Raw genomic sequence first — 24,362 nt, 5'->3', positions numbered from 1 at the left:
GTCTTTAGATGTTGTAATGGTGGAGCCGGGGGGATTTGAACCCCCGTCCGCCAGTTCTCCACTTTCGGTACTACATGCTTAGCCGTGTCTATTGAGTTAATCCGCAGCCGCCCGACGGGCAGGGTACTTTGGACGAGTTGTGTAAGTTTTAGCCACTTTGTCCACAACGTACTACGCGGCGATCCTGTTCTGCATGACAATCACTTCAGGTTTACAGGCATCCCCTAGTGATCGCTGGAGCCGAAGCTACCAGAAGGACTAGTCGCGCTGCTTACGCAGCGAGAGCGTAGCCCTCGTAGTTTTCGTCATTGGCAACTATAGAAAGTTGCAACAGTGGATTTACGACTTCTGTTACCAAGTCGGCATGCACCTAGAGCTTCGCTACCGGCGTCGAATCCTAATCGGCCCCGAAACTTTTGTTGCTGGTACTGGGACGCGAGTTTACGCCAAAGGTTCCACAGCGTCGACCCGGCAATTGCCCTGCGGACGCTAATGGGGCTTGCCGGCTATGATTGCATCCTGCACATTCGCTATGTCTTTTGGATGAGACCCTCGTATGCCGCGCGCGTCGCGTTACCCTTTGCGCCAGTGGATCTGGCGCGCTTTTGTGCAGAGTGCTCTGATTCCGCTGATTCTGGTCGAGTCGGTGTTGATCACTGTGTACCTGCTGAGCAACGCGGCGATTCGCGATGCGCAGATCGAGCATTTGCAGCAAAGCGCGCTGGATGACCTGTCTGCGGCAGTGGCGCGTGAAGGCCAGGTGATCGATGGTCGCCTGCGTTCGGTGGAAGCCCAGGTGCAGATCTTTCGTGATGCGGCGCTCAATGCTCTGGATAACCGCACGTTTGAGCCCGATGCGCTGGAGCGCCAGCGCCATGCGCTGACTGAAAACGGCGTGTTCTACAGCCGTAGCGATGATGGCCGCGCGGCGTCCTTTTATGCCAACAGCACGCCGCTGGCCCAGCAGGATCACGCCAAGGCTCTGCGCCTGTCGCAGCTCGACCCGTTGATGCGTTCGATTCAGGCGGCCAACCCTCGTGTAGCGGCGGCCTATTTCAATACCTGGGACAGTTACAACCGCATCTATCCTTTCTTTATGACCCCCGAGCAGTATCCCCATGACATGGTGATACCCGATTACAACTTCTATTATCTGGCGGACGCCAAACATAACCCCGAGCGCAAGGTGGCCTGGACCGATGTCTACCTCGACCCGGCAGGTATGGGTTGGATGATGTCGGCGGTGGCGCCGGTGTATCGCGGTGACTTTCTCGAAGGAGTGGTGGGCCTGGATATCACGGTTGGGCAGATGCTTGGTGAGATTGGCGAGCTGGATGTGCCCTGGCAGGGGTATGCCATGCTGGTAAGCCGCGATCACAACATCATGGCCTTGCCGAGTGCCGGCGAAGAGGATTTCGGCCTGCGCGAGCTGACCGAATATTCCTATGCCGAAGCGGTGCGCCGCGAAGTGCTCAAGCCCGAAGACTTCAGCCTGGCCAAGCGCGCCGAGATGCAGCCGCTGTTGCAGGCCATGGCGGCCGGGCAGGGCAATGTGCAGGAAGTGGTGCTGGGCGGGCGCAAGCAGCTGATCGCCTGGAGTGAGATTCCGCAGACCGGCTGGCAACTGCTGCTGGTGGTGGATGAGGAGCACATCTTCAGCGAGACCAATCGCCTGGCCGAGCGCTACCTGCATATCGGCTACCTGCTGATCGTCGGCCTGGCGCTGTTCTACCTGCTGTTCTTTGCCCTGATGTGGCTGCGCTCGCGGCGTTTGAGTGAGCAGTTGGTGCGGCCGATTGATGGGATTGTCGGAATGATGCGCGAGCTGGGGCAGGGCAACTATCAGCCCACCGCGCCGGACAGCCAGATCCGCGAACTAGTGAGCATGGCGGAGGCGGTGCAGCACACCGGCGAGCAGTTGCAGGCCAGTGAAGTGCAGCGTGTGGAGGCGCAGCGGATTCTCCAGCTGGTGCTGGAAAGCACCACGGAAAGCCTCTGGGAGGTCGAGGCGGAGAGCATGAGCATCACCCTCAGCGAGCGCTTCCTGAAACGCTTCGGCCTGCCTCACGCGAATATGAGTTTCAGCGAGTTCAACCAGCGCGTGCACCCCAATGATCTGGAGCGCATTCGTCATCTGCGGCAGCTGTTCGCCAGCAGTGGCGAGGACCGTTTCGAGGCCGAATACCGCTACGCCGATGCCCATGGCCAATACGTTTGGCTGCTCAGTCGCGGCAAGGTGCTGGAGCGCGATAGCGCGGGCCGCGCTTTGCGCGTGGCCGGCACCCATGTGGATATCACCCGGCTTAAGCAGGTGCAGGAAGACCTGCGCCGCGCCAGTCTGGACGCTCAGGCTGCAAGCCAGGCCAAGAGCCGCTTTCTATCGAGTATGAGCCACGAGTTGCGCACGCCGCTTAATGCGATTTACGGCTTTGGCCAGTTGATCGAGATGGAGGCGCAGGACAAGCCCGAGGCCAAGCTGGAAGCCGATTACGCCCGCGAGATCGTCAATGCCAGCCGCCATCTGACCTCACTGGTGGACGACATTCTCGATCTTTCGAGCATCGAGAGCCGCCGTCAGCAACTCAAATTGCAGCCGGTGGAAGTCGGCGCGTTGCTGCATGGCTGCGCCGAGCTGGTGCAACCCGAAGTGCAGCAACGCCAGTTGCAGCTGCAAGTGCTGGCTGAAGCCGATGCCGGCCTGTATGTGCAGGCGGATATGCGCCGGGTGCGCCAGGTGGTGCTCAACCTGCTGTCCAACGCGATTAAGTACAACAGCCCGCAGGGCCTGATTCGTATGGGCTATGAGGTGCGCTCGAACTGCGTGCGGCTGTGGGTCGAAGACAATGGCGCGGGGCTGACTGCCGAGCAGCAGGCCAATCTATTCCAGCCATTCCAGCGTCTGGGACGGGAGAATTCCAGCATTCCCGGCACGGGGATCGGTTTGGTGTTGTGCCGTGAGCTGGCCACCTTGATGGCCGGTGAGATGGGCTTTAGCAGCAGCGCCGGCACGGGCAGCCGTTTCTGGATTGACCTGCCCGGCGCTGCTGCACCGGCAGCGCAGGATGCACCGAATGTCGAGCTGGTATCGGCGCAACCCAAGCAGCTGGCCGAGGTGTTGTGCGTGGAGGATCACCCGGCCTGCCTGAAGGTGGTTCAGGAAGCCCTGCGTGAATTTGCCGAGGTGCGTGGCGCCGGCTCGGTACAGCGGGCGCTGGCTGAGCTGGAACAATGTACGCCGACGTTGCTGTTGCTCGATCTGGATCTACCCGATGGTGACGGTATGCAGGTGCTCGATGCGATGCGCCTCAACCCACGTTTGCAGGCCGTGCCGGTGTTGGTGATCAGTGCGGCGGCGGATGATGCGGTGTTTGCCGAAGCACGTCGGCGTGGCGCCCAGGCTTGCCTGGCCAAACCGATTGACCTGGCCCAGGTGCGCCGCGTGGCGCTTAGCCTGCTGGGGCAGGCGCTTTAAGCAGCGCCTTCGGCAGCTCTGTCGAAGGCGTTCAGCTGCACGGACTATTCGCTGGCTTCGAGCAATTGCAAGGCCTCACCCAGCACCTTGACCGACTCGCCGTGATTGCCTGCCTTGTGCAGGGTTTCGCCTTCGGCGCGTAGCTTTTGTACTTGCGCGAGTACTGTGGCATCGCTTGGAGGGTCGGTTTTTAGCAGTCCATCGATCTTGGCCATATCCGCCGGGCAGTGCATGGCCCAGAGCGAGGTGCTGAACAGCGCAGCGGTGAGGAAAGCAGCGAAACGATGCATGGCAATCTCCTTTCTAGGGTGAAGAGTTAACTCTAGAAGGCGTGGGGCTAATGTGCAGAAAAGCTATGGATGGCGGGGCTGTTTACCGACAAGCGTGGAAGTCGGCTCGGTCAGCCCCTGTTTCAGCCCCTATTCAATCCGCTTCGGCACCGCCATCCTTGTTAGGGCCTTGTAGCAGCTGCAAGGCCTTTTCTGCATGAGTGCCGCAGGTTTCGCTGTCGCCTATACGTTGGGCCTCTTCAGCGGACTTCATATGCTCTTCGACTTGCTCCTTGAGGGGCGAGGCCATGGTTGTGAGTGCTGCCTTGTTGTCCGAGAGTTGCTGCAGGCCGAGGGTGCAGGTGTCTTCGGCAAAAGCCGGTGAAGCCAGCACGGCGATGGCGACAATGCTACACAGGGAAAATCCTTTCATTGGAATGTCCTTCGGTTATTAGCTGTTTTTTAGTGTTCGGGGCACGTTTGTGATGAGCACAAGCAGAGCCACCGAGAAAGGTACTGAGCCCATTTACTGGGCTCACAGTAGATGACCCGAAGGGGTTGAGCCGAGTTCAGGTTTTTTTAGCCTTACCACCTGTACTGCTAGCCAGGTGAGGGGCAGAAAGCCGGTGCTATCGCTGGGCGATGCATGGAACCAGAGCTGCGCAACATCCTGTGCGGCCATGGCCGAGCCCCCGTGGTGGGCGGGGGCGTGCTGATTAGAGAGAGTATTTAGGTGCGGGCGCTGCTGACCCGGTCCACCAGATAGACCAGCCCGTGATAATCAATGCCGCCATGCTGGCTAAGGCCGATTTCGCAGGTGCGGCTGGTGCTGATGCCTTCTTCGCAATATTGCACGGCGGATTTCAGACTGCGCAGGGCGTGGCCGTTCAGCTCCGGGGTGGTAAAGCCCTTGTCGCCGGCAAAGCCGCAGCAGTGGATGCCTTCGGGAATCACCACATCCGAGGTGCAGCGGCGGACGATATCGATCAGCCCCTGGGCCTCGCCCAGATGCTGGGTGCTGCAGGTGACATGTACCGCCACCGGTTTGTCCTGTGGGGTGATCTGCAGGCGGTCGAGCAAGTGCTCACGGATAAATTTCACCGGGTCATGCAGCTTCAGCCGGGCGTCCAGGCCGTCCTGCACTAGCCGCAGGGTGCAGGGGCTGGTGTCGCAGTAGATCGGGTCGAGGCCGCCACGGCTGGCCTTGAGCAGGGTATCTATCAGCTCCTGCTTCTTGCGTTCGGCTTGTTCGGCATAGCCCTTGGACGCAAAGGGCTGGCCGCAGCAGAGGTTATTCAGATCCGCCGGGAACACCACCTGGAAGCCGCCTTTTTCCAACAATGCGCGGGTCTTGTCGAGTAGCGGCATTTGCTCGCCATCGGTTGCCGCCGGGCCCATGGCGCGCGACACGCATGCCGCCAGATACACCACCCGTGGCCGCGTATCGTCATTGGCCGTTGGCAATTGCAAACGCTGCAGCGGTTGCGGCATGGCCGGGGTCCACTGCGGCACGCGGCCCTGGCTTGCCTTGCTTAGCGCCGCCGAGGTGCGGCTAAGCAGCGGTGCGCCCATGATCATGCGCGCGCCGTTGGCCACATGCAGCATCACTCGTGCGGCCTGCATGGCGCGGTGGAAGTTGTTGGCCAGCCAGTCGGCGCTGCGCTGGCTGTTGGCGTCGCGGCCGCGCAGCTGGCGCACCAGATCGCCGGTATTGATGCCCACCGGGCAGCGCTGGGCACACAGGCCAGTGGCGGCGCAGGTGTCGATGCCCTGGTACTGATAGGCCGCTTCCAGCTCGCGGGTGTCGATGCCGGCGCGCTTTTTTGCCTGGATATCGCGCCAGATCACGATGCGCTGGCGCGGGCTTAGAGTCAGGCCTTTGGAGGGGCACACCGGCTCGCAGAAGCCGCACTCGATGCACTTGTCGACGATCTCGTCGGCGGCCGGCAGCGGTTTGAGGTTTTTCAGGTGGATGTCGCGATCGTCGGAGAGGATCACATCCGGATTGAGAATGCCCTGGGGGTCGAGCAGGCGCTTGATCTGCCACATCAGCTGGTAGGCGTCAGAGCCCCATTCCAGCTCGACGAAGGGCGCCATATTGCGTCCGGTGCCGTGCTCGGCCTTCAGTGAACCGCCAAACTCAACGGCCACCAGTTGCGCCACGTCGTCCATAAAGGCCGAGTAGCGGGCGATCTGTTCGGGTGTTTCGAAGGCCTGGGTAAACACGAAGTGCAGGTTGCCTTCCAGGGCATGGCCGAAAATGATCGCCTCGTCGTAGCCGTGTTTGTCGAACAGCCCGAGCAGACGGTTGACGCCTTCAGCCAGTTGCTCGATGGGGAAGGTCACGTCTTCGATGATTACCGTGGTGCCGGTCTGGCGCACCGCACCGACGGCCGGGAAGGTGTCCTTGCGGATCTTCCACAGCAGGTTGTAGACGGTCGGGTCTTCGCTGAAATCCACCTGCTTTTCCAGGGGGAAGTCTGCGATAGAGGTCATGATCAGTTGCAACTGTTCATGCAGCAGGCTCTGGCTGGCGGCGCGGGATTCGATCAGCAGGGCGCAGGCGCTATTGGACAAACCCTTGACCCATTCCGGCATGCCGGGTTTGTCTTGCACCGAGCGCAGGCTGCGGCGATCGAGCAGCTCCACGGCGGACACCGGCTGCTGCTTGAGCAGGGTGACGGCGCGGCAGCAGCTCTCGACATCGGGGAATACCAGCAGGGCGCTGGCCTTGTGCGGATGATCCGGCACGGTGTTGTAGGTCACCGCGCTGATAAAACCCAATGTGCCTTCGGAGCCGACCAATAGGTGACTGAGGATATCCAGCGGCTGATCGAAATCCACCAGGGCGTTGAGCGACAGCCCGGTGGTGTTTTTCAGGCGGTATTTGTGGCGAATCTTGTCTGCCAGCGCGCTATTGGCGCGGGTCTGTTTAGCCAGCTCGCTCAGCTGCGCGAGCAGGTCGGCGTGCGTGGAGAAAAAACGCGTGACGCTGAGCGGGTCTTCGGTGTCCAGCACCGTGCCATCGGCCAGCACCAAACGGATGCCGGCCAGGGTGTGGTAGCTGTTTTGCGCGGTGCCGCAGCACATGCCGCTGGCGTTATTGGCGACGATGCCGCCGATTTTGCAGGCGTTGATCGACGCCGGATCTGGACCGATCTTGCGTTGGAAGGGGGCCAGCACGGCATTTGCCTGGGCGCCAATTACGCCCGGTTGCAGGCGGATTTGGCTGCCCTGACCACGGACTTCGCGGCCGTTCCAGTTATCGCCCAGCACGATCAATACCGAGTCGCTGATAGCCTGGCCGGACAAGCTGGTGCCGGCGGCGCGGAAGGTTACTGACACCTGATGCGCGCTGGCCAGCTTGAGCAGGTCGACCACTTCCAGCTCCGCCTCGACGCGCACCACCAGCTTGGGGATCAGCCGGTAGAAGCTGGCATCGGTGCCGAAGGCTAGGGTCGACAGCGGATCGTCGAAACGCCGCTCGGCAGGGATCAGGCGCTCTACGGCGGTGAGAAAGGCGCTGGGCAGGCTCATGCAGGCTCCGAAAGTCAGGTGCAACGTCAGGACGCGGCGTGGTGCAGTTCGCGCACCAGCGAATCAGCATTGATCTCGCTGATCGATTTGGCGCCGGTCAGCACCATGGCCACGCGCATTTCCTTCTCGATCAGATCCAGTAGGTTGCTTACCCCCGCACCACCGTCGGCGGCCAGGGCGTAGATAAAGGCGCGGCCGAGCATCACCGTGTCGGCGCCGAGGGCGATCATGCGCACCACATCCAGGCCGGTGCGGATGCCGGAGTCGGCGAGAATCGCCAGCTGGCCTTTCACCGCGTCGGCAATCGCCGGCAGGGCGCGGGCGCTGGACATTACGCCATCGAGTTGGCGGCCGCCGTGGTTGGACACGACGATGCCGTCGGCGCCGAAGCTCACCGCGTCCTTGGCATCCTGCGGGTCGAGGATGCCCTTGATCACCATCGGGCCGTCCCAGAATTCACGAATCCACTCCAGGTCCTTCCAGCAAATCGAAGGGTCGAAATTGTTGCCCAGCCAGCCGATATAGTCGGCTAACCCTGTTGGATTACCCCGGTAGGCAGAGATATTGCCCAGGTCGTGGGGCTTGCCGAGCAGGCCGACATCCCAGGCCCAGCGTGGGTGGGTCATGGCTTGCAGCATGCGTCGCAGCGGGGCGTTCGGCCCGCTCATACCGGAATGGGCATCGCGGTAGCGTGCGCCTGGTACCGGCATGTCCACGGTAAATACCAGGGTGGTGACGCCGGCGGCCTTGGCGCGTTCCAGGGCATTTTTCATAAAGCCACGGTCTTTCAGCACATACAGCTGAAACCACATCGGCCGGTCGATGGCTGGCGCGACTTCTTCAATCGGGCACACCGAAACGGTAGACAGGGTAAAGGGGATGCCCTTGGCAGCGGCGGCCTTGGCGGCCTGCACTTCACCACGACGGGCGTACATGCCGGTCAGGCCGACCGGAGCCAGGGCCACCGGCATGCTCAGGGTTTCGTTGAACAGGCGGGTTTCCAGGCTCAGTTCCGACATATTGCGCAGCACGCGCTGGCGCAGGGCGATATCCGCCAGGTCAGCGACGTTGCGCTTGAGTGTGTGCTCGGCATAGGCACCGCCGTCGATGTAGTGGAACAGAAACGGCGGCAGCCGGCGTTGGGCGGCGGCGCGGTAGTCGGTGGAGGCAGAAATGATCATGGAGTCACCCAAGCAGGAAAAAGGGTTTGCAGCAAAACGCCAATGCGCGCCGTTCGGGCGGCGCGCAGTGTGGCGTGTATCAGCTCGCCATCAGCGGGTCGCTAACGCCCAGCACATACACGGCGAACAGCGCGATCAGGCCGGTAAACAGCACGTAGTACAGGGTAGGCCAGATGGTTTTGCGCAGGATGCTGCCCTCGCGGCCCAGCAAGCCAACCGTGGCCGAAGCCGCTACCACGTTGTGGATCGCCACCATATTGCCGGCTGCGGCACCAATGGCCTGCACCGCGACTACTAGGGCGCTGGAAATGCCCAGGCTGCTGGCCACGCCGAACTGGAACTGGCTGAACATCATGTTGCTGACGGTGTTGGAGCCGGCAATAAAGGCGCCCAGGGCACCCACGCTCGGCGCCAGCAGCGGGTAGATACCGCCCACGCTGTCAGCCACCCAGCGCGCCATCAGGATCGGCATGCTCGACAGCTCGGCGGCGTTAACCCCGGAGTTGATCAGGATGCGCACCATCGGCACGGTAAACAGCAGCACAAAGCCGGCGCTCAGTAGCACGCTGGACGACTCCTTCACCGCGCTGCCCAGCTCACGCAGCTTCATGCCATGGAAGAAGAAGGTGGCGATGACCACGGCCACCAGAATCCCGCCTGGCAGGTACAGCGGCTGGAAGTTGGCACCGATACCGGTTTCACCGAGCAGGTCAGGGAAGTTCAGCATTACTGCCTTCAATGCAGTGCTGACCTCGGGGAATACCCGGCTGATCACCAGCAGCACGCCGACCAGCACGTAGGGCAACCAGGCGCGCAGGGCGCTCATTGGCTTGGCAGTCAGTTGGTCGAGTTTCATCTCGATGGTGCCCAGCCACTCGGCTGGCCATTTGTCCGCCGGGGCGAAATCCCAGGTGGTTTTTGGCAGCAGAAAGCCCATGCGCGCGGCGCTGGTGACAATCGCCAGGCCAATCAAGCCACCGCCCAGCGACGGAAACTCAGGGCCGAGGAATACACCGGTCAACGCGTAAGGAATGGTGAAAGCCAGGCCGGCGAAGATGGCAAACGGCAGCACTTCAAAACCAGCCTTCCAGCTTTTCTCGGTGCCGAAGAAGCGGGTCAACATCAGCACCATCACCAGCGGCATCACGGTGCCGACAATGGCGTGGATGATCGCCACTTCGCTGGTGATCAACTGCAGAAACTGCGCCCAGGACGAACCCTGTTCAACCAGTTGCGCGCCGATGGTGGCGCTATCCAATCCGGTGTTGATGCCGACGATGATCGGCGTGCCCACCGCGCCGAAGGACACCGGCGTGCTTTGTACCAGCATGCCGAGCATGACCGCAGCCATGGCCGGGAAACCGATGGCTACCAGCAGTGGCGCGGCGATGGCGGCTGGGGTGCCGAAGCCGGACGCGCCCTCGATAAAGCAGCCGAACAGCCAGGCGATGATGATCGCCTGAATGCGCCGGTCCGGGCTGATGGTGGCAAAGCCGGCGCGAATCGCGGTGATGCCGCCGGAGTGTTTGAGCGTGTTGAGCAGCAGAATCGCGCCGAAGATGATCCACAGTAACCCGAGGGTGATCAGCAGTCCCTGCACGGTGGAAGCCAGCACGCGGTTGAAGCTCATGTCCCAGGCAAACAGCGCCACACCAGCGGTGAGCAGGTAGACCAGGGGCATGGCATGTTTGGCCGGCCAGCGCAGGCCGATCAGCAAAACGGCGGCCAGCAGGATCGGGGAAAAGGCCAGTAGAGCAAGAAGACCTGTCGACATGGTGGTCTCTCCTTAACGCTGCGCGATGCGCATGGGTGAATGCGGGGGCGCATCGGAATGCAGCGCTGCGGCGGGGGTAAGCAATAGAGCCGGCATGGGGAGACCTCGTTGGATTCTTGGAATTGTTTTAGTTTGGATAACTGGTAATACCAATTTACAAGATTGCGTCGTCAGGGTAGAAGTGCGGCCTCTAGCCTGTCAATTAGCTGCCTTACGACTTTGGTAGTAAGGCTTCACCTTGCGAGGCGAGGGGGGCGGCGATAGGCTTGCCGACAGCGGGCCGCAAAGGCCCATGGCAGGTGGTCAAACCAATGGAGTGCGGATAATGGAAGTAGGTTCGGTGCGGCAGCGCCGTTTGTCGGACGATATCGTCAGCCAACTGGAAACCATGATCCTCGAAGGCACGCTCAAGGCCGGTGAACGCTTGCCGGCGGAGCGGGTATTGGCCGAACAGTTCGGCGTCTCCCGGCCCTCGCTGCGTGAAGCGATCCAGAAGCTGGCGGCCAAGGGCCTGCTGGTCAGCCGCCATGGCGGCGGCAACTATGTGGCGGAAACCCTCGGCTCAACCTTTAGCGACCCGCTGCTGCACCTGCTGGAAAGCAACCCTGAAGCCCAGCGCGACCTGCTGGAGTTTCGCCACACCCTGGAAGGCTCTTGCGCCTTCTATGCCGCGCAGCGTGCCACCGAGCTGGATCGCCAGCGCCTGACCGACGCCTTTGCCGTACTGCAAGATTGCTATAGCCGCAGCGGCAAGGCGACCCGCTCCGAGGAGGGCACCGCCGATGCCAACTTCCACCTGGCGATTGCCGAAGCCAGCCACAACGCCGTGCTGCTGCACACCATTCGCGGGCTGTTCGACCTGCTCAAGCGCAACGTGGTGACCAACATCGGCGGCATGTACGCCCAGCGCGATGAAACCCGCGACATGCTGATCGAGCAGCACCGCGCGCTGTACCAGGCGATTATCGAAGGCCGCGCCGAGGACGCCCGCGCGCTGTCCAACCGGCATATCGACTATGTGCAGGAAGTGCTCGCCGAAGTGCAGCAACAGGCGCGCCGCGAAGAGCGCGCCCTGCGCCGGGGCAGTACGCGCTAGCGGTCTGCTAACGTCTGGGCAGGCGCACCGTGACTTCCAGGCCGCCGAGGGGCGAGTTGCCGAGGCTGATGCTGGCGCGGTGCAGCTCTACTACCCGTAGCACGATGGATAGACCCAGCCCCGCACCCTGGCCCGCGCCGAGCCGGTAAAAGCGTTCGAAGAGCTTTTCCCGCTGCGCTTCATCCACGCCCGGGCCGCTGTCCTGCACACGCAGCACGATGGCATCCTCCTGAGCCTCCAGCTGCACTTGAATACGTCCGCCGTCGGGGGTGTATTGCACGGCATTACTGATCAGATTCTGCAGCAGCGTGCCCAGGCTCGGGCCATCGGCGAGTAGCTGATAGTCGGCCGGTTCAACGGCTTCCAGATTGAGCTCCTGATGGCGTTCCAGGGCTAGCGGAATCAGTTCTGCCAACTCGTTGCGCACAAACCCGAGCAGGCCCAGTTCGCCCATGGCCAGCTGCGCCACGTTGGGCTCCAGGCGCGCCAGTGTCAGCAGTTGCGCCACTACGCGGGTGGCGCGTTCGACGCCGCTACCGAGCTGACGCAGGGCATCGTTGCGGTCTTGCGGGTCGGGGGCTTCCAAGGCGTTCTGCGCGTGGATGCGCAGCACCGCCAGCGGCGTGCGCAGCTCATGGGCGGCGTCGGCGATAAAGCGCTTTTCCTGATCCAGCAGCTGGTTGACCTGCATCAGCAGGCGGTTGAGCGAGGCGCCCATCGGCTCCAACTCCTGCGGCAGTGGGCCGAAGGTCAGTGGTGCGAGGTTGTCCGGCGCGCGCGCCTTGATTGATTCGGCCATACGCTGCAGCGGCCGCAGGCCAAAACCCACGGCCAGCCAGAGCAGCAGAGCGAGCAGCGGCAGGCCAATCAGCAGCGGTTGCAGGGTGCGCCGGGCAATCTTGCCAGACAGCTCGCCGCGCACGTCTTCGCGTTCGCCCACCAGCACCCAGTGATGGTCGACGTTGTCGTGCAGCACAAACACCCGCCAGCGGTGCTCGCCGAGGGTCAGGGTGTGGTAACCGCTGAGGTATTTGGCCAGGCGGTTGAGGCGTTCACTCAGCGGTTGCTCGCCGGCCGGCAGGTTGAGACCGAGCTGGGTGATCATCTCCATCAGCAGGCCCTTGGGTGCACTGGCGGACTGGAATACCAGCTCGCCGTTGTCATCGAGCATCTGGAAGGCCAGCTTGCTCTCGTAATCGTGCCCGAGCAGGCCATCGAGGTTGCGCGGGCTGTTTTTCAGCAGCAGGGCTTCGTCCAGCGCCGCCTGCAGATCGCGGCGCGAGTCGGCGGACAGCTCGTGGCGCACCAGGCCCATGAGCATGCGCGAGGTCTGCGCCAGCTGGGCGTCAAACAGCTCTTCCACCTCATGGCTGGCGTCGAGGTAAATCTTGTGGCTGATCAGCCCCAGGGTCACGCTCAGCAGGGATAGCAGCAGCACCAGCAAACGCGCGCGGATCGAGCGCAGCACCTTCGGCATGTTATTTATCCACCAGGTAGCCGACGCCGCGCACGGTGCGGATCAGCTCGGCAAAGAACTTCTTGCGCAGGTGGTGCACATGCACCTCCAGGGCGTTGCTTTCCGGTTCCTCATCCCAGCCATAGAGCGCCTGCTGCAGCTTGTCGCGGGTCATTACCCGGCCCGGTTGGGCGAGCAGTTCGTGCAGCAGGAGGAATTCCTTGCGCGGCAGATTGACTGCCTGGCCCTGATAGCTGACGGACTGGCTAACCGGATCGAGGCTGATGCCGCGGTATTCCAGCGCCGGTTGCGGGCGGTTGAAACTGCGCCGCAGCAGGGCGCGCAGACGTGCCTTGAGTTCGGCGACATCGAAGGGTTTGACCAGGTAATCATCGGCCCCGGCATCCAGCCCGGCGATGCGGTCGCTGGTGGAGTCACGGGCCGTCAGCACCAGTACCGGCACCGGGTTGGCGGCGGCGCGCAGGTGCTTGAGCACCTCTAGACCGTCCATGCGCGGCAGGCCGAGGTCGAGGATCGCCAGTTCGAAGCTTTCGCTGCTCAGGGCGTGCAGCGCACTGCTGCCATCCTGCACCCAGTCGACGGTGTAACCCTCGGGCTTGAGGGCGGTGCGAATACCTTCGCCAAGGGCTTTGTCGTCTTCGACCAGCAGAATGCGCATGCAGTAATTCCCGGTTTTTTCTATTCAAGCTCGCGCAGGCGAGATTAGTCCAGCTTGGCTTTGACAGTGCTTAGCAACGTCTGGATTTCCTCTTTGCGACCGGCGTCGGCAGATAGGCGATCAGGCCGCGCAGGAGCTTGCAGAGCTTTTTCCAGTGCGGCCTTGGCTTCTGCGAAGCGTTTGGCGCGAGCCAGGTAGTCGCCATAGAAGTAGTTGGGGTCGATGCCGTCCGGGTTGATCGCCAGGGCCTGCTTAAGCATGGCCTCGGCTTTCTCGTCATCGCCAAAGCCGACCGGCCAGCCGGGTACCTGATAGTACAGGCTACCGAGGCTGGTGTAGGCCGAACCGGACAGCGCCTTGGGGTCCAGCGCCAGGCCCTGCTCCAGGCTGGCCTTGGCCTCCTTGACCAAACCCAGCGCCCCCAGGCCGCCCTTGGCGCCGGCGTAGGTGCTGAGGATGATGCCGTTCCAGATCTGCAGTTCGGCGGCGTTCGGTTCGGCGGCGACGGCTTTTTGCGCTTGCGCGCTGAGGCTGGCGAAGGCTTTTTCGTGTTGTTCCTTTGGTAGCTGGTAATTGATCTCGGCCCAACGGTCCTGCAGGTTTTGCAGCTGGGCCTGGCCCTGTTCGCTGAGGGCAAAGCTGGGCAGGCTGGCAAGGCAGAGCAGGGCGCCGGCGGCGTTACGGATAAGTTTCATCGGGTTTTCCTCTTAAGGTTTGCTGCGGGCAAAGCGCTGAATGATCGGCAGTTGTTTGCGCAGGACCTGATCGACCAGGCGCGGCAGCAGGCTGTTGAGGCGCACAAACAGCTGTTCCGGCCAGCCCAGGTAGCGCTCTTCCTCCTCGCGGTGAATGGCTACCAGCAGCTGCAGGGCGACGCTGTGCGGCTCGTCCATGGCGACGTTCAGCTCATCATTCATGGCCACCACCTGGGCGGCGTTCATGCTGGTGCGGGTGGCGCGCGGGGCGAAGTAGAGAACCTTGATCTGGGTGTCGGCCAGCTCGCGGCGCAGCGCCTCGGAGAAGCCGCGCAGGGCGAATTTGCTGGCGCAGTAGGCGCTGAAACCGGGGTAGCCGATGGAGCCGAAGGTCGAACCGAGATTGACCAGTAGCGCGCGCTTTGGCTGGCGCAGTAGCGGCAGCAGGCGATGGGTCAGTTGCAGGGTGGCGGTGACGTTCAGCTCGATCAGCTCGGCGATGGCGCTTTCGTCATGCTGCTCCAGCAGGCCGAAGTGATTGACCCCAGCGGCATTGATCAGCGTGTTGATCCCGCCGAAACGCTGTGCCGCTGCGACCACCGCCTCACGGCCGCTGCGTTGGCAGATATCGGCGGCCACCACCGTGACCTTGCCGGGGTTGGCCTCAGCCAGTGTCTGCAACGCTTCGGCTTGGCGGCCGACCAGCAGCAGCTGTGCGCCTTCAAGCAGTAGGGCGGCGACCAGTGCCTGGCCTATTCCGCCACTGGCGCCGGTGATTACGGCGCGGCATTCAGCAATGTTCATCGGTAGTCCTCAGGCGCTCAGGGGCAGGCTGCGGAACATATCGCCGTACAGGCGATAGACCACCTTGGCGGTGTGCACCACGGCGGCCTTGTCATCGTCGTTGTCGAGCTGGTTCATCAGGCGCTTGAAAAACTCGATATGCTCCAGATCCAGGCTGCCGTGGGAGCTGAGGTAGCTGAAAGCCTTGTTCGGCAGCTGCAGCTTGTCCTGAATCACCCCGGCGACCTGGGTGGCGAGGGCAATGCTGGTGCCTTCCAGTACGTTGACCATGCCGAAGAAACTCACCGGGTTGTGCCGGGCGATGCGGTCGTAGACGTAGCTGACCATCAGCTCGGTGGGCAGCCTGGGCATGCCGTTGCGCACGGCCTCCTTGTCCGTGCCGCAGGCGGCGATGTCATTGAGTACCCATTCCTGGTGGCCCTTCTCCTCGTCGATATATTCGGCGATGGCCTCGCGCAGCCACTCCAGCCGTTCCGGCAGGCGTGCGCCACAAGCCATCAGCAGCGGCACGGTATGTTTAACGTGGTGATAGGCCTCGGTGAGAAAGGCCACGTAGCTGTTCAGGCTGACGGTGCCGGCCATGGCTTGGGCAATGATCGGTGCACCGAGCAGGTAGTTACGTTCAGTGCTGGTTTGTTCGAGCAGGGATTCATAGAAGCTCATCAGACATCTCCGTAGCAGGATTCGGTGGCCATCAACTGCTCGATGGCGCTTTGGTAATGGTTGAGCAGGGCGTTACGGCGCAGGCGGCCATTGCTGGTGGCCAGCTGGTTGGCGCTGCTGAAAGGCTGTGCGGCGCGCAGCCAGTGGTGTGCGCGGGCGTAGTCGGGCAGGGCCTGGTTGGCGGTAGCCACGGCTTCGGCCAGTTGGCTGTCGCTGGTCGTCTCGAAACGCGGCACCAGTACGGCGACGTTGCCCGGCAGGGCGTCGCCGTGCAGCCAGGCCTGGGCAATCGGCAGTTGCTGCACCAACTCGGCCTCGACCCATTCCGGGTTGACGTTGCGGCCAAAGGCGGTGATGAACTGGTGCTTTTTGCGCCCGTGCAGCACCAGAAACGGCCCGTCGAAATGGCCCAGATCGCCTGTGCCCAGCCATTCTTCGGTGGTGGACGGTTCGCCCAGATAGCCGAGCAAGCGCGGGCCTTTGACCAGCACTTCGCCGTCCGTACCCAGGCGCACCTGCAGGTGTGGCAGTGGCTGGCCGGCGCTGCCGATGCGGCGGCTTTCAGGGGTGTTCAGGCACACCACCGACGCACACTCCGACAGGCCGTAGCCCTCGAATACCGGCAACCCCAGAGCATCGGCGCGCTGCAGCAACTGGCTGGCCACGCGGCCACCTCCTACGGCGATAAAGCGCAGGCTGTTCGGCACTGGCAGACCGCGTTCGGCTGCGCTGACCAGCGCCAGCAGCAATTGCGGCAGCAGGATCAGGCTATGTGGCTGCGCCTGGGCCAGGGCGCCGAGGAAGCGCGGCGGGTCAAACTGGCTGGCACCGAGCAGGCCGACTTGCGCCATAGGCATCAACTCGATCTGTGCGCCGGCCAGCAGGGGCGCGTAAATACCGGCGATATTCTCCAGCAGAGTGGCCAGCGGCAGTACGCACAGATGGCGCTCGACCTTGCAGCTGGCGCTGGCCTGCACCAGGCTTTGCGCCACCGCCAGTTGCGTGGCGATATCCAGGCACACGCCTTTAGGCTGCCCCGTGGTGCCGGAGGTGTAGGTGATCTTGCAGGTGTCGGCATGTACGGTGGGCGCCTGTGTTACAGGGCGCAGATTCACGCCGGGCGCGGCCTGGGCGAAGCCGGCGTGCGGCTGGGCGCTGATCAGGCAGTCGATACCGGCGCTGTCCAGTACATGCGTCTGCTGGCTGCTGGAAAAGAATCCTGGCACGGGCACGCAGACCAGCCCAGCATGCAGCGCGGCCAGGTCCCAGAGTACCCAGTCGATGCCGTTATCCAGGGCCAGGGCAACCCGCTGGGCGCCGAGCTGTTGCAGCTGGCTACTGCGCTGTGCGACCTCGCTCAGCAGTTGGGCGTAGCTCAGTTCTCGCTCGCCTTCGCGCAGGGCAGTGGCATCGCCGAGGGTGGCCAGGCGGTTAAACAGGGATTTAGCGGCAGGCCACATCAGGCATGTCCTCCAGGGCATAAAAGGCTTGGTGGGCCAGGCGTGGGTAAGCACCCAGCTGCAGCAGACGCTGATGGCCGGCGTAGATATCGCCGGCCATCACCTGCGGCTGGTTGTCGTAGTAGCTGCCCCAGTCCGCCTGTTCATCGCCCATGCAGTCGGGGCTGGCCGGCACCAGCGGCAAAGGCGTCAGGCCTAGACGTTGAAAGCTGTTGAGCAGGGCCAGGGTGCCGGTGAAGCACACCCAGCGATAACCCAGCGCCACCAGCAGATCGGTCAGAGCCACAATCAGCAGCCTTGCTGCACCTGGGCTGCCAGCCGCCAGGTTGCCGACCTCCACCAGTTGTGTGCGCTGCGGCGCATTGATGACCTGCTGCGCGCCAATCACCTGTTCGGCCGGTTGTTGCAGGTAGCGCTCAAGAAACAGCGGGCCACTGGCGGCGCTGCGTAGGCCCACCGCGCCGAGCAGTTGCCCGTCGCGGTCCTCCAGGCTGAGCAGGCAGGGCATGAAATGACGGATACGCGCCTGATGCTGAGCGGCGAAGCGCTCGCCGATAAAGGCTTCAATCCCCGCGCGGCGAGGGCTGGCGGCGTTGGCCAGATAGAGACTGAGCGGCTGCTCGCGGCCAATTTGTGCAAGTGCAGTGTCGTGATACACCCAAGGCAGCTCCATAACAGGAACCTCATCTGAGAACTTGGGTGCGAGTTTCGGTGTCCAGGCTTAACGGCAAATTAAGTCGCAAATTCTTTTGTGCGTTGTTCCTCAAGCATTTCATTGCTTGCGCTGCAACCGCATCAGCCCATAGCCTGCGAAGCCCTACTTGCAGGATAACTGCAGGTTTGATTTGCCCTGAACTTAGACGCCAAAACGCTCGGAGATAGTTATGCCCCCTATGGATACTGAGCAACAACTGGCGGCCCGTCTGGCCATCCTGGAAAACCCTGAGGCGCAGGACTGCACGGTATACCGCGCCGATGATCAGGACCCGGAAGCCGAGGAAGTGGATCTGGGTGATGCCAAGGTGCTGTTCTGCGGCCCGTTCGAGGCTCCGGCCGACTGGGATGCGGCAGAGCGCGAGGACTATTTCGGCGAAAGCGCACCTGAGCTGTTCGTCAATGCGCGTATCGAATGCGAAGCCAAACCGGGCTCCAAGGGCCATTTCACCGTGGACATCGGCGACTACGTAGCCGCCCAGCCTGGCCTGGGGGAAGTCGTGATGTTCTACGTGCACGACTACCTGGAAGACGACAGTGGCTGCACCTATGTGCTGCTGCGTGATGAAGAGGTGCTGGAGTAATCCAGCCATCGCGCTGGGCTTCTTGCTGAAGCCCAGCCACTCGCTCTCTTTCTCCATTCCTCGCTGACCGTTTATCCATCGCTTGCCCTGTAGTACCGGGTTATTACCCGCGCTGGGCGGATCGGGATAACACTCTGTGCTTCTCAATTCAGTAAGGGAGCAGGCACATGGCAGCGAAGAAGATTCTCATGCTGGTCGGCGACTACGTCGAAGACTACGAAGTGATGGTGCCGTTTCAGGCACTGCTGATGGTCGGTCATCAGGTGCACGCCGTGTGCCCGGACAAGACCGCCGGGCAGAGCGTACGCACCGCCATCCACGATTTTGAAGGTGAGCAGACCTACAGCGAGAAGCCGGGGCATAACTTCGCCCTTAACTTCGACTTCGCCCAGGTCAAAGCCGAAAACTACGACGCCCTGTTGATTCCCGGTGGTCGCGCCCCGGAATACCTGCGCCTGAACGCTCAGGTGCTGGCGCTGGTACAGGCCTTCGACCAGGCCGGCAAACCCATCGCCGCGGTCTGTCATGGCGCGCAGTTGCTCGCCGCTGCTGGCGTGCTTAAAGGCCGCGAATGCAGCGCTTACCCTGCCTGTGGCCCGGAAGTCACCCTGGCGGGTGGGCGCTATATCGATATCGCCGTAGACCAGGCCCATGTGCAGGGCAATCTGGTCACCGCGCCGGCCTGGCCGGCGCATCCCAACTGGCTGGCAGCGTTCCTTGGCCTGCTGGGTACGCAGATCACGCTGTAAACTGCTGGGGCCAGTCAGGCCCCGCATTCAGTGAGGTAAGCCGCCATGTGCGAGCTGTATGTCAAAGCCGATCCGATTCTTTACGAATCCCGTGCCCGCTCGCTGCGCATCCGTGGCGTGGTCACCACCTTGCGTCTGGAAAACCAGTTCTGGGACATCCTGCGCGAAATCGCCGAAGTCGATGGCATGACCACCAATCAGCTGATCACCAAGCTGTATGACGAGGTGATGGACTATCGCGGTGAAGTGGTGAATTTCGCCTCGTTTCTGCGCGTCAGCTGTACCCGCTACCTGAGCCAGCGCCGTGCGCCGACTGAGTTGAGCCTGGTGCGCTCCATCGGCCAGTAATGGTTACTGCGCCGGTGGCGGTGCAATGCGTAAGGCAGGATCACCCAACGGGTGGCTGAGCGCATCGAAGAAGCGCAGCTCCACATTTTGCTCGGCGAACAGGCTGGCGTAGTGCTGCTTCTGCTGCGTGATAAACAGCGGGTTGTGCGGGTAGATCGAGATCGCCAGGGTTTTCAATCCGGCCTGCTGCAAGGCCTGGATCAGATGCTGGTCCTGCGCCGCCAGGCTGTGGCCGAAGATGCACAGCCTGTCCTTGGGCTGCGCCAGCTGGCTGTAGCAGAACGACAAGTAGTCAGAACTGCGGATGGCCTTGAGCTTGTCCGCGCTGCTGCCTTCATTGACGAACAGCGGAATATCGCCCAGCTGGTTGATGGCGAAACTAGCCAGCAGAGTGCTTTCCGATGAATTGAGAATGCGCGTGCTGCCGTCGATATTCTTTACCAGGTGCATGCCGCCGTGCAGGTAGAGCATGCGCGTGGCGCCGCCATGCCGCTGGGAGTCGCTGGGGGCGAAGGTTGAATCCGCCCCCCTGAACATATCTTCAAACGCCTCTGGGGCCTGCATCACGGCCCAGTAGTTGAGCAGGTCGTAATTGCCGGAATACACCGTCTGGTATTGGCTAAGCGCGCTGTTGATCCGCGCCAGGCTGGCGGCCTGCATCTGGCTCCAGGGGATATGCACTGCGCGCACGGCGTGGATCAGCGCTTCCTTGATGGCGAAGTAGCGATGGCGCGGCGACGAGGAGTTGATGGTCAGCGCGGAATTGACCCGGATGCTGTTCTTCAGCGCGCTGAGCACCTGCTCGAAGTTGCTGGTATCTAGGGCGCGGAACACGCTGAGTTCGGTCGCGCTAAGCGGGCGATTGCGTGTGGTCTGCGCTTCGTCGAACAGCGAGAAGTAGGCGAACTTGCGCCATACCGCCAGGCTTGCGCCGTTGCCGATCAGCAGCTCGGGGAAGCCGATGCTGCTGTTCAGGGTGTTCCAGTCTTCCAGTTCGCCAGTAAATGCCGGGGTTTGCATAATCGCTAGTTGTCGCCTTGGGTCGTCGTGGTTGTGCAGCGCGCGACTTTAACATGGGGCGCGGCAACAGCCGGCTTGGCCGCCGCGGCCCATTGCACTGCCAGGATGCTGCTCAGAACCGCAATCAACCCCAGCAGCGCCACGCCGGTGATGCTCTGCCCGAGCAATGCCCAGCCAAGCAGCACCGCCACCAGCGGGCTGAGCAAACCCAGTGACGACACCGCCACCGGCGCCAGTCGGGCGATGCCGCGAAACCACAACACATAAGCCAGCAGCGCGCCGAACAGCGATAGATAGGCATAGCCCAGCCACTGCAACGGGTTTAGTCGCGGCAGCGGCGGGTCGATCAGCCAGGCCACTGGCAGCAGGAACAGCCCGCCAATCAGCAACTGCCAGCCGGTAAACGCCAGCAGCGGCACAGTCGGCCGCCAGCGCCGCGTTAGGTAGGTGCCGCTGGCCATGCAGGCGGTGCCGATAAAGGCGGCGGCAATCCCGATCGGGTCCCAGCTGGCCCCCGGCGCGAGCAACAGTGCAGCCATGCCGGCGATACCCACCACACTGGCAGCGACCGCCACGGACGCCGGTCGTTGGCGATCCATCGACCACACCAGGCCCATCACCAGCAGCGGTTGAATCGCCCCCACCACTGCAGCCAGTCCGCCAGGCAAGCGGTACGCCGCGACAAACAGCAACGCCTGGAAGAAGCCAATATTCAGCGCCGCCAGCACCAGCAAGCGCGGCCATTCACTGCGCCGGGGCAGGTAGCGGCTGTACAGCACCAACAGCAGGCCGGCGGGCAGGGCGCGCAGCAGTGCGGCGGTAAACGGCCGGTCCGGCGGCAAAATCTCGGTGGTGACGATATAGGTCGAGCCCCAGATGGCCGGCGCCAGGGCGGTGATCAACACATCCAGCCAGGTGTTACGCGATGCTGAGCGGTCCATGCATTTGTCTCGCATTCAAGATAAAATGCGAGGCTATTAGCAACTTGTCTTGAGTTCAAGATAAATTTCCAGGGGTAAGCCAATGGCAGTCCAGCGACAGATGGATGCGGTCGATGCAATTCTCCAGCAGTGGCATCGCGAGCGGCCGGACCTGGATGTCAGCCCGATGGGCGTGATCGGTCGCCTTGGCCGCTGCGCATCGCTGTTGCGGCGAGAGCTGGACAAACTGTTCAGCAGCTTTGGCCTGACCGCCTGGGAGTTCGACGTGCTGGCCACCTTGCGCCGCTCCGGCGAGCCCTACCGCCTGGCCCCGACGACGCTGTTCTCGACCCTGATGGTCACCTCCGGCACCATGACCCGGCAGCTGCAGCAGCTGGAAGCCTCCGGTCTGGTTTGTCGTATCGCCAACCCCAGCGATGCGCGCAGCATGCTGGTGCAGTTGACCCCGGCTGGGCTGGAACTGATCGACCGCGCGGTAACCGCGCATGTGGCCAACGAGGCGCGGCTGCTGGCGCCGATTGCCGCCGCAGAACTGGCGCAACTGGAAGCGCGGCTATCCCAGCTGCTGACGGCGCTGGAGCCGGCTGGCGAGTGATTTTCTGCAAACCAGGCCGTGAGCAGGCCTGTTAGACGAGGTGTGTGATGAGCAACGAATTGGTGATCGAAGATATTCAACTGGGTGAAGGCAAAGAAGTGATCAAAGGTGCGCTGATCACCACCCAGTACAACGGATTTCTCGAAGATGGCAGCAAGTTCGATTCCTCCTATGATCGCGGCAAAGCCTTCCAGTGCGTGATCGGCACCGGCCGCGTGATCAAGGGCTGGGACCAGGGCCTGAAGGGCATGAAAGTCGGCGGCAAGCGCAAACTCTTTGTGCCGTCGCATCTGGGCTACGGCGAGCGCCAGTTCGGCGCGCATATTAAGCCGAATTCCAATCTGATCTTTGAGATCGAGTTGCTGGAAGTGCTGACGCGGGATGATTGAGTGATGGGGCTGCTTTGGGCCCGAAGCGATTAGTCAGAATATTCGAGGGGCTTTAAAGGGCTGTACATAGCAGTCCCTCAATTACCATTTCTACTGCGAGCAGCCCCTCATAGGTAGTCGAAATCACTGCCCAGCTACGACGTTGGGTTGTTTGTAAGTGAGCTGAACAATGTCCAGCTGTACGTCGTAGTACCAGATGAGCCCAACGGACTTGCCCTGTAGTTTGATTAGAGCTATCTGGTCGCCTCGCGGCACAACCATCAGACTGGGCGGTCGTGAGTTTCCTGTGTCGTAAAGGCGATTAAAGCCCGGCAGACGATCGGCCAAATGCTTGGTGTAGAGCGGCGTTCCGTCGCCGGCAACAAAGAGCAAGCTACCTTCAGTTGTCCAGGCTACGTAACGATCAGCTAGTTCGTCATAGGCAAGAGAACTGATATCGACGTTGTTCAGTGAGCGGAAATCCAACCATTTGCCTGTATTGGTATCGAGTCGATAAAAAAAGCCCTCGCCGCCCAGCGAGGCAAGCGCTACATAGTGACGTTTGCTGTCGTATGCCACGCCCATAGGCCAGGAGAGGCTGGGAAAGTTGTCGGGCATTTCCAGTAGAGTTTTCTTACCTGTGGCGGGGGTGGTCACCTGGAAGTCATGGCCGACTATCTCGTAAATACGCTGATCTTGCGTGGCCTTTACTGCCTTGCCTTCGACAAGGTCATTTTTCGATACGGAACTGGAAGGCCCTTCAAGCGACCATGGTGCTTTGCCATAGTCACTGGTTGTCAGTTCGAATTTAAGTGATTTGAGCGGCGTCTGGGGTTGGTCGCTTTGCAATGTAAGTGCATTTTGAGGCGGATCGAGTTCGTCGATAAGTATGCTGTTGGGCAGCGCATATTTGCCACGGAAAGCATCCACCTGCTCTATATCAAACAGCTGATTAAGGCCGTTGAGCAGACCAGTGAAGTTACCGCTGTTCTTTTCATAGCTGTAAGGCAGTTTACTTTGGAAAACCGGGGTGGCGACGGAGGTATGCACACGGGGGCTCTCATAAGCTGAGACAACAATACCTTTGATTTGGGTGCCACTACTTGCGTCCACATGCCAGGCGATCTTGTCGTAGCTGGTTAGTACCAGCAGCACTGATTTACCGGGCCGATCAATCAAAACCTTCACCACAGTGCCGTTAGTTGCTTGGTTATCAGCCTCATATCCAGAGACGACTATAACCTCGGCACCTTCGGCCAGATTTACCGGCGGCCTTGCAGTGCTTGGGGGCTCAGATTTAGGGCTGGTAAGCACTGACGCAGCAGCAATCGCTGGAGCCGGATTGACGATGGGTACTTCCGGCTCAATGTCTCGCTGACTGAGTAAAACGCGGTTAAGGCGTAACTCCTGGTAGTACATAGCTGCAAGGGCCGCCGTCGAAAGTGCCAGTAATACGCAGCCGCCCAAAAGCACCCGTTGCAGGGGAGGCATTGTATTTGGACTAGGCATTTTCGCTTGAGGCGAGGTTACATGTTGAATGTTTGCCTGAAACTGCCTGGCGTTTTCCGCAGCTCGTTCGACCTTGGCATAGATGGCCCCGCAACTGGGGCAGGCGGTGTCAGGCTGCATCTGGTCAAATTGATGCATGTGTCCGCACTTCAAACAGGTCTGGTTCATCAATACGTCCTTGTAGAAATTACGGTGCAGCTTATTAGAGGTACTCCATTCCACCAATAGGATCACCGCGAGTTTCGTTGATCTTTTGAGTGTCAGTTTTGGATTCGGTATCGACCACGCCGCGACGAATCCACGACTGATCTTTCCCACACTGGTGCATGGAGACCACCGAGAAGTCTTTTAGCCCTATGGCAGCTTTGGGGTTAAAACTATCCCTAGCTGTATGCAGCTTTCCCTATCTCCCAAAAGCTACAAACTCGGCACTAGGCCGGGTTTGTAT

Annotated in this window: 22 protein-coding genes and 1 other RNA gene; 7 read left to right on the top strand and 16 right to left on the bottom strand. The window is 61.6% G+C overall.

The features are described 5' to 3' along the window. Positions 1–17 precede the first annotated feature (17 nt). Positions 18–409, bottom strand: a transfer-messenger RNA (tmRNA) gene (gene ssrA / locus ACQ4LH_RS16720). 147 nt (positions 410–556) lie between these two features. Here ssrA and ACQ4LH_RS16715 point away from each other — a divergent pair. Then, a complete protein-coding gene (locus ACQ4LH_RS16715) occupies positions 557–3,472 on the top strand; it encodes a hybrid sensor histidine kinase/response regulator (protein ID WP_430698216.1) in 2,916 nt (971 codons plus the stop codon). 44 nt (positions 3,473–3,516) lie between these two features. On the opposite strand, the gene ACQ4LH_RS16710 is transcribed toward ACQ4LH_RS16715, so the two are convergent. The 5 genes from ACQ4LH_RS16710 to ACQ4LH_RS16690 form a co-directional block, all read right to left on the bottom strand. Further along, positions 3,517–3,762, bottom strand: a complete 246-nt coding sequence (locus ACQ4LH_RS16710; protein ID WP_430698215.1) for a hypothetical protein — start codon at positions 3,760–3,762, stop codon at positions 3,517–3,519. A 133-nt stretch (positions 3,763–3,895) separates the two neighbouring features. Further along, positions 3,896–4,174, bottom strand: coding sequence for a hypothetical protein (locus ACQ4LH_RS16705; protein WP_430698214.1), 279 nt, complete (start codon positions 4,172–4,174; stop codon positions 3,896–3,898). Positions 4,175–4,470: 296 nt separating this feature from the next. Further along, complete coding sequence (locus ACQ4LH_RS16700; RefSeq protein WP_430698213.1) at positions 4,471–7,278, bottom strand: FAD-binding and (Fe-S)-binding domain-containing protein; 2,808 nt, start codon at positions 7,276–7,278, stop codon at positions 4,471–4,473. 26 nt (positions 7,279–7,304) lie between these two features. Then, positions 7,305–8,459 carry an FMN-dependent L-lactate dehydrogenase LldD gene (gene lldD, locus ACQ4LH_RS16695; protein ID WP_430698211.1) on the bottom strand — a complete coding sequence of 385 codons (1,155 nt, stop codon included), beginning with the start codon at positions 8,457–8,459 and terminating at the stop codon, positions 7,305–7,307. Positions 8,460–8,538: 79 nt separating this feature from the next. After that, positions 8,539–10,233, bottom strand: coding sequence for an L-lactate permease (locus ACQ4LH_RS16690; protein ID WP_430698209.1), 1,695 nt, complete (start codon positions 10,231–10,233; stop codon positions 8,539–8,541). Between the two features lie 325 nt (positions 10,234–10,558). Between ACQ4LH_RS16690 and ACQ4LH_RS16685 the strand changes: the two genes are divergently transcribed. Beyond that, the gene (locus ACQ4LH_RS16685; RefSeq protein WP_430698208.1) at positions 10,559–11,329 is read left to right on the top strand and encodes an FCD domain-containing protein; all 771 of its coding nucleotides are present in this window, start codon (positions 10,559–10,561) and stop codon (positions 11,327–11,329) included. Positions 11,330–11,336: 7 nt separating this feature from the next. Here the strand turns inward: ACQ4LH_RS16685 and ACQ4LH_RS16680 are convergent, their stop codons facing one another. The 7 genes from ACQ4LH_RS16680 to ACQ4LH_RS16650 are packed head-to-tail and all read right to left on the bottom strand — an operon-like array spanning position 11,337 to position 17,759. Continuing rightward, on the bottom strand, positions 11,337–12,806 hold the full coding sequence (locus tag ACQ4LH_RS16680) for an ATP-binding protein (protein ID WP_430698207.1): 1,470 nt from the start codon (positions 12,804–12,806) through the stop codon (positions 11,337–11,339). Between the two features lies 1 nt (position 12,807). After that, positions 12,808–13,464, bottom strand: coding sequence for a response regulator (locus tag ACQ4LH_RS16675; protein WP_430698206.1), 657 nt, complete (start codon positions 13,462–13,464; stop codon positions 12,808–12,810). A 44-nt stretch (positions 13,465–13,508) separates the two neighbouring features. Next, complete coding sequence (locus tag ACQ4LH_RS16670; RefSeq protein WP_430698204.1) at positions 13,509–14,159, bottom strand: tetratricopeptide repeat protein; 651 nt, start codon at positions 14,157–14,159, stop codon at positions 13,509–13,511. A 12-nt stretch (positions 14,160–14,171) separates the two neighbouring features. Beyond that, a complete protein-coding gene (locus ACQ4LH_RS16665; RefSeq protein ID WP_430698202.1) occupies positions 14,172–14,963 on the bottom strand; it encodes an SDR family oxidoreductase in 792 nt (263 codons plus the stop codon). A 9-nt stretch (positions 14,964–14,972) separates the two neighbouring features. Next, positions 14,973–15,626, bottom strand: coding sequence for a TenA family transcriptional regulator (locus tag ACQ4LH_RS16660; protein WP_430698200.1), 654 nt, complete (start codon positions 15,624–15,626; stop codon positions 14,973–14,975). Next, positions 15,626–17,086: an AMP-binding protein gene (locus ACQ4LH_RS16655; protein ID WP_430698198.1), complete on the bottom strand. Its 1,461-nt coding sequence runs from the start codon at positions 17,084–17,086 to the stop codon at positions 15,626–15,628. Before ACQ4LH_RS16655 ends, ACQ4LH_RS16660 begins: the two co-directional genes overlap by 1 nt. After that, on the bottom strand, positions 17,070–17,759 hold the full coding sequence (locus tag ACQ4LH_RS16650; RefSeq protein WP_430698197.1) for a thermostable hemolysin: 690 nt from the start codon (positions 17,757–17,759) through the stop codon (positions 17,070–17,072). Before ACQ4LH_RS16650 ends, ACQ4LH_RS16655 begins: the two co-directional genes overlap by 17 nt. A gap of 211 nt (positions 17,760–17,970) precedes the next feature. Here ACQ4LH_RS16650 and ACQ4LH_RS16645 point away from each other — a divergent pair, with 211 nt between their 5' ends. From ACQ4LH_RS16645 to ACQ4LH_RS16635, 3 genes are all read left to right on the top strand, one after another. Further along, complete coding sequence (locus tag ACQ4LH_RS16645) at positions 17,971–18,384, top strand: hypothetical protein (RefSeq protein ID WP_430698195.1); 414 nt, start codon at positions 17,971–17,973, stop codon at positions 18,382–18,384. 167 nt (positions 18,385–18,551) lie between these two features. Further along, positions 18,552–19,133 (top strand): DJ-1/PfpI family protein, encoded by a 582-nt coding sequence (locus ACQ4LH_RS16640; protein WP_430698194.1) that lies wholly within the window; start codon positions 18,552–18,554, stop codon positions 19,131–19,133. 45 nt (positions 19,134–19,178) lie between these two features. Further along, positions 19,179–19,481 (top strand): ribbon-helix-helix domain-containing protein, encoded by a 303-nt coding sequence (locus ACQ4LH_RS16635; protein WP_430698193.1) that lies wholly within the window; start codon positions 19,179–19,181, stop codon positions 19,479–19,481. 3 nt (positions 19,482–19,484) lie between these two features. On the opposite strand, the gene ACQ4LH_RS16630 is transcribed toward ACQ4LH_RS16635, so the two are convergent. Together ACQ4LH_RS16630 and ACQ4LH_RS16625 are read right to left on the bottom strand one after the other, a co-directional pair. Next, on the bottom strand, positions 19,485–20,501 hold the full coding sequence (locus tag ACQ4LH_RS16630) for a DUF4917 family protein (RefSeq protein WP_430698191.1): 1,017 nt from the start codon (positions 20,499–20,501) through the stop codon (positions 19,485–19,487). 5 nt (positions 20,502–20,506) lie between these two features. Then, a complete protein-coding gene (locus ACQ4LH_RS16625; protein WP_430698189.1) occupies positions 20,507–21,442 on the bottom strand; it encodes a DMT family transporter in 936 nt (311 codons plus the stop codon). A gap of 82 nt (positions 21,443–21,524) precedes the next feature. Between ACQ4LH_RS16625 and ACQ4LH_RS16620 the strand changes: the two genes are divergently transcribed. Together ACQ4LH_RS16620 and ACQ4LH_RS16615 are read left to right on the top strand one after the other, a co-directional pair. Further along, complete coding sequence (locus ACQ4LH_RS16620) at positions 21,525–22,037, top strand: MarR family winged helix-turn-helix transcriptional regulator (RefSeq protein WP_430698187.1); 513 nt, start codon at positions 21,525–21,527, stop codon at positions 22,035–22,037. Between the two features lie 47 nt (positions 22,038–22,084). Then, a complete protein-coding gene (locus ACQ4LH_RS16615; RefSeq protein ID WP_430698185.1) occupies positions 22,085–22,426 on the top strand; it encodes an FKBP-type peptidyl-prolyl cis-trans isomerase in 342 nt (113 codons plus the stop codon). A 123-nt stretch (positions 22,427–22,549) separates the two neighbouring features. Here ACQ4LH_RS16615 and ACQ4LH_RS16610 read toward each other — a convergent pair whose 3' ends face one another. Next, complete coding sequence (locus ACQ4LH_RS16610) at positions 22,550–24,082, bottom strand: FmdB family zinc ribbon protein (protein ID WP_430698184.1); 1,533 nt, start codon at positions 24,080–24,082, stop codon at positions 22,550–22,552. Positions 24,083–24,362 lie beyond the last annotated feature (280 nt).

Origin of the sequence: Pseudomonas peli (genome assembly GCF_050563605.1) — a bacterium.
GTDB classification, from domain to species: domain Bacteria; phylum Pseudomonadota; class Gammaproteobacteria; order Pseudomonadales; family Pseudomonadaceae; genus Aquipseudomonas; species Aquipseudomonas peli_A.
The sequence above is the reverse complement of the archived record's forward strand: the minus strand, read 5'-3'. Positions and strand labels throughout refer to the sequence as shown.

Coding starts and splice junctions, on each gene's coding strand:
- ACQ4LH_RS16715 (WP_430698216.1), top strand. CDS start 557: ATGCCGCGCGCGTCGCGTTACCCTTTGCGCCAGTGGATCTGGCGCGCT.
- ACQ4LH_RS16710 (WP_430698215.1), bottom strand. CDS start 3,762: ATGCATCGTTTCGCTGCTTTCCTCACCGCTGCGCTGTTCAGCACCTCG.
- ACQ4LH_RS16705 (WP_430698214.1), bottom strand. CDS start 4,174: ATGAAAGGATTTTCCCTGTGTAGCATTGTCGCCATCGCCGTGCTGGCT.
- ACQ4LH_RS16700 (WP_430698213.1), bottom strand. CDS start 7,278: ATGAGCCTGCCCAGCGCCTTTCTCACCGCCGTAGAGCGCCTGATCCCT.
- lldD (WP_430698211.1), bottom strand. CDS start 8,459: ATGATCATTTCTGCCTCCACCGACTACCGCGCCGCCGCCCAACGCCGG.
- ACQ4LH_RS16690 (WP_430698209.1), bottom strand. CDS start 10,233: ATGTCGACAGGTCTTCTTGCTCTACTGGCCTTTTCCCCGATCCTGCTG.
- ACQ4LH_RS16685 (WP_430698208.1), top strand. CDS start 10,559: ATGGAAGTAGGTTCGGTGCGGCAGCGCCGTTTGTCGGACGATATCGTC.
- ACQ4LH_RS16680 (WP_430698207.1), bottom strand. CDS start 12,806: ATGCCGAAGGTGCTGCGCTCGATCCGCGCGCGTTTGCTGGTGCTGCTG.
- ACQ4LH_RS16675 (WP_430698206.1), bottom strand. CDS start 13,464: ATGCGCATTCTGCTGGTCGAAGACGACAAAGCCCTTGGCGAAGGTATT.
- ACQ4LH_RS16670 (WP_430698204.1), bottom strand. CDS start 14,159: ATGAAACTTATCCGTAACGCCGCCGGCGCCCTGCTCTGCCTTGCCAGC.
- ACQ4LH_RS16665 (WP_430698202.1), bottom strand. CDS start 14,963: ATGAACATTGCTGAATGCCGCGCCGTAATCACCGGCGCCAGTGGCGGA.
- ACQ4LH_RS16660 (WP_430698200.1), bottom strand. CDS start 15,626: ATGAGCTTCTATGAATCCCTGCTCGAACAAACCAGCACTGAACGTAAC.
- ACQ4LH_RS16655 (WP_430698198.1), bottom strand. CDS start 17,086: ATGTGGCCTGCCGCTAAATCCCTGTTTAACCGCCTGGCCACCCTCGGC.
- ACQ4LH_RS16650 (WP_430698197.1), bottom strand. CDS start 17,759: ATGGAGCTGCCTTGGGTGTATCACGACACTGCACTTGCACAAATTGGC.
- ACQ4LH_RS16645 (WP_430698195.1), top strand. CDS start 17,971: ATGCCCCCTATGGATACTGAGCAACAACTGGCGGCCCGTCTGGCCATC.
- ACQ4LH_RS16640 (WP_430698194.1), top strand. CDS start 18,552: ATGGCAGCGAAGAAGATTCTCATGCTGGTCGGCGACTACGTCGAAGAC.
- ACQ4LH_RS16635 (WP_430698193.1), top strand. CDS start 19,179: ATGTGCGAGCTGTATGTCAAAGCCGATCCGATTCTTTACGAATCCCGT.
- ACQ4LH_RS16630 (WP_430698191.1), bottom strand. CDS start 20,501: ATGCAAACCCCGGCATTTACTGGCGAACTGGAAGACTGGAACACCCTG.
- ACQ4LH_RS16625 (WP_430698189.1), bottom strand. CDS start 21,442: ATGGACCGCTCAGCATCGCGTAACACCTGGCTGGATGTGTTGATCACC.
- ACQ4LH_RS16620 (WP_430698187.1), top strand. CDS start 21,525: ATGGCAGTCCAGCGACAGATGGATGCGGTCGATGCAATTCTCCAGCAG.
- ACQ4LH_RS16615 (WP_430698185.1), top strand. CDS start 22,085: ATGAGCAACGAATTGGTGATCGAAGATATTCAACTGGGTGAAGGCAAA.
- ACQ4LH_RS16610 (WP_430698184.1), bottom strand. CDS start 24,082: ATGAACCAGACCTGTTTGAAGTGCGGACACATGCATCAATTTGACCAG.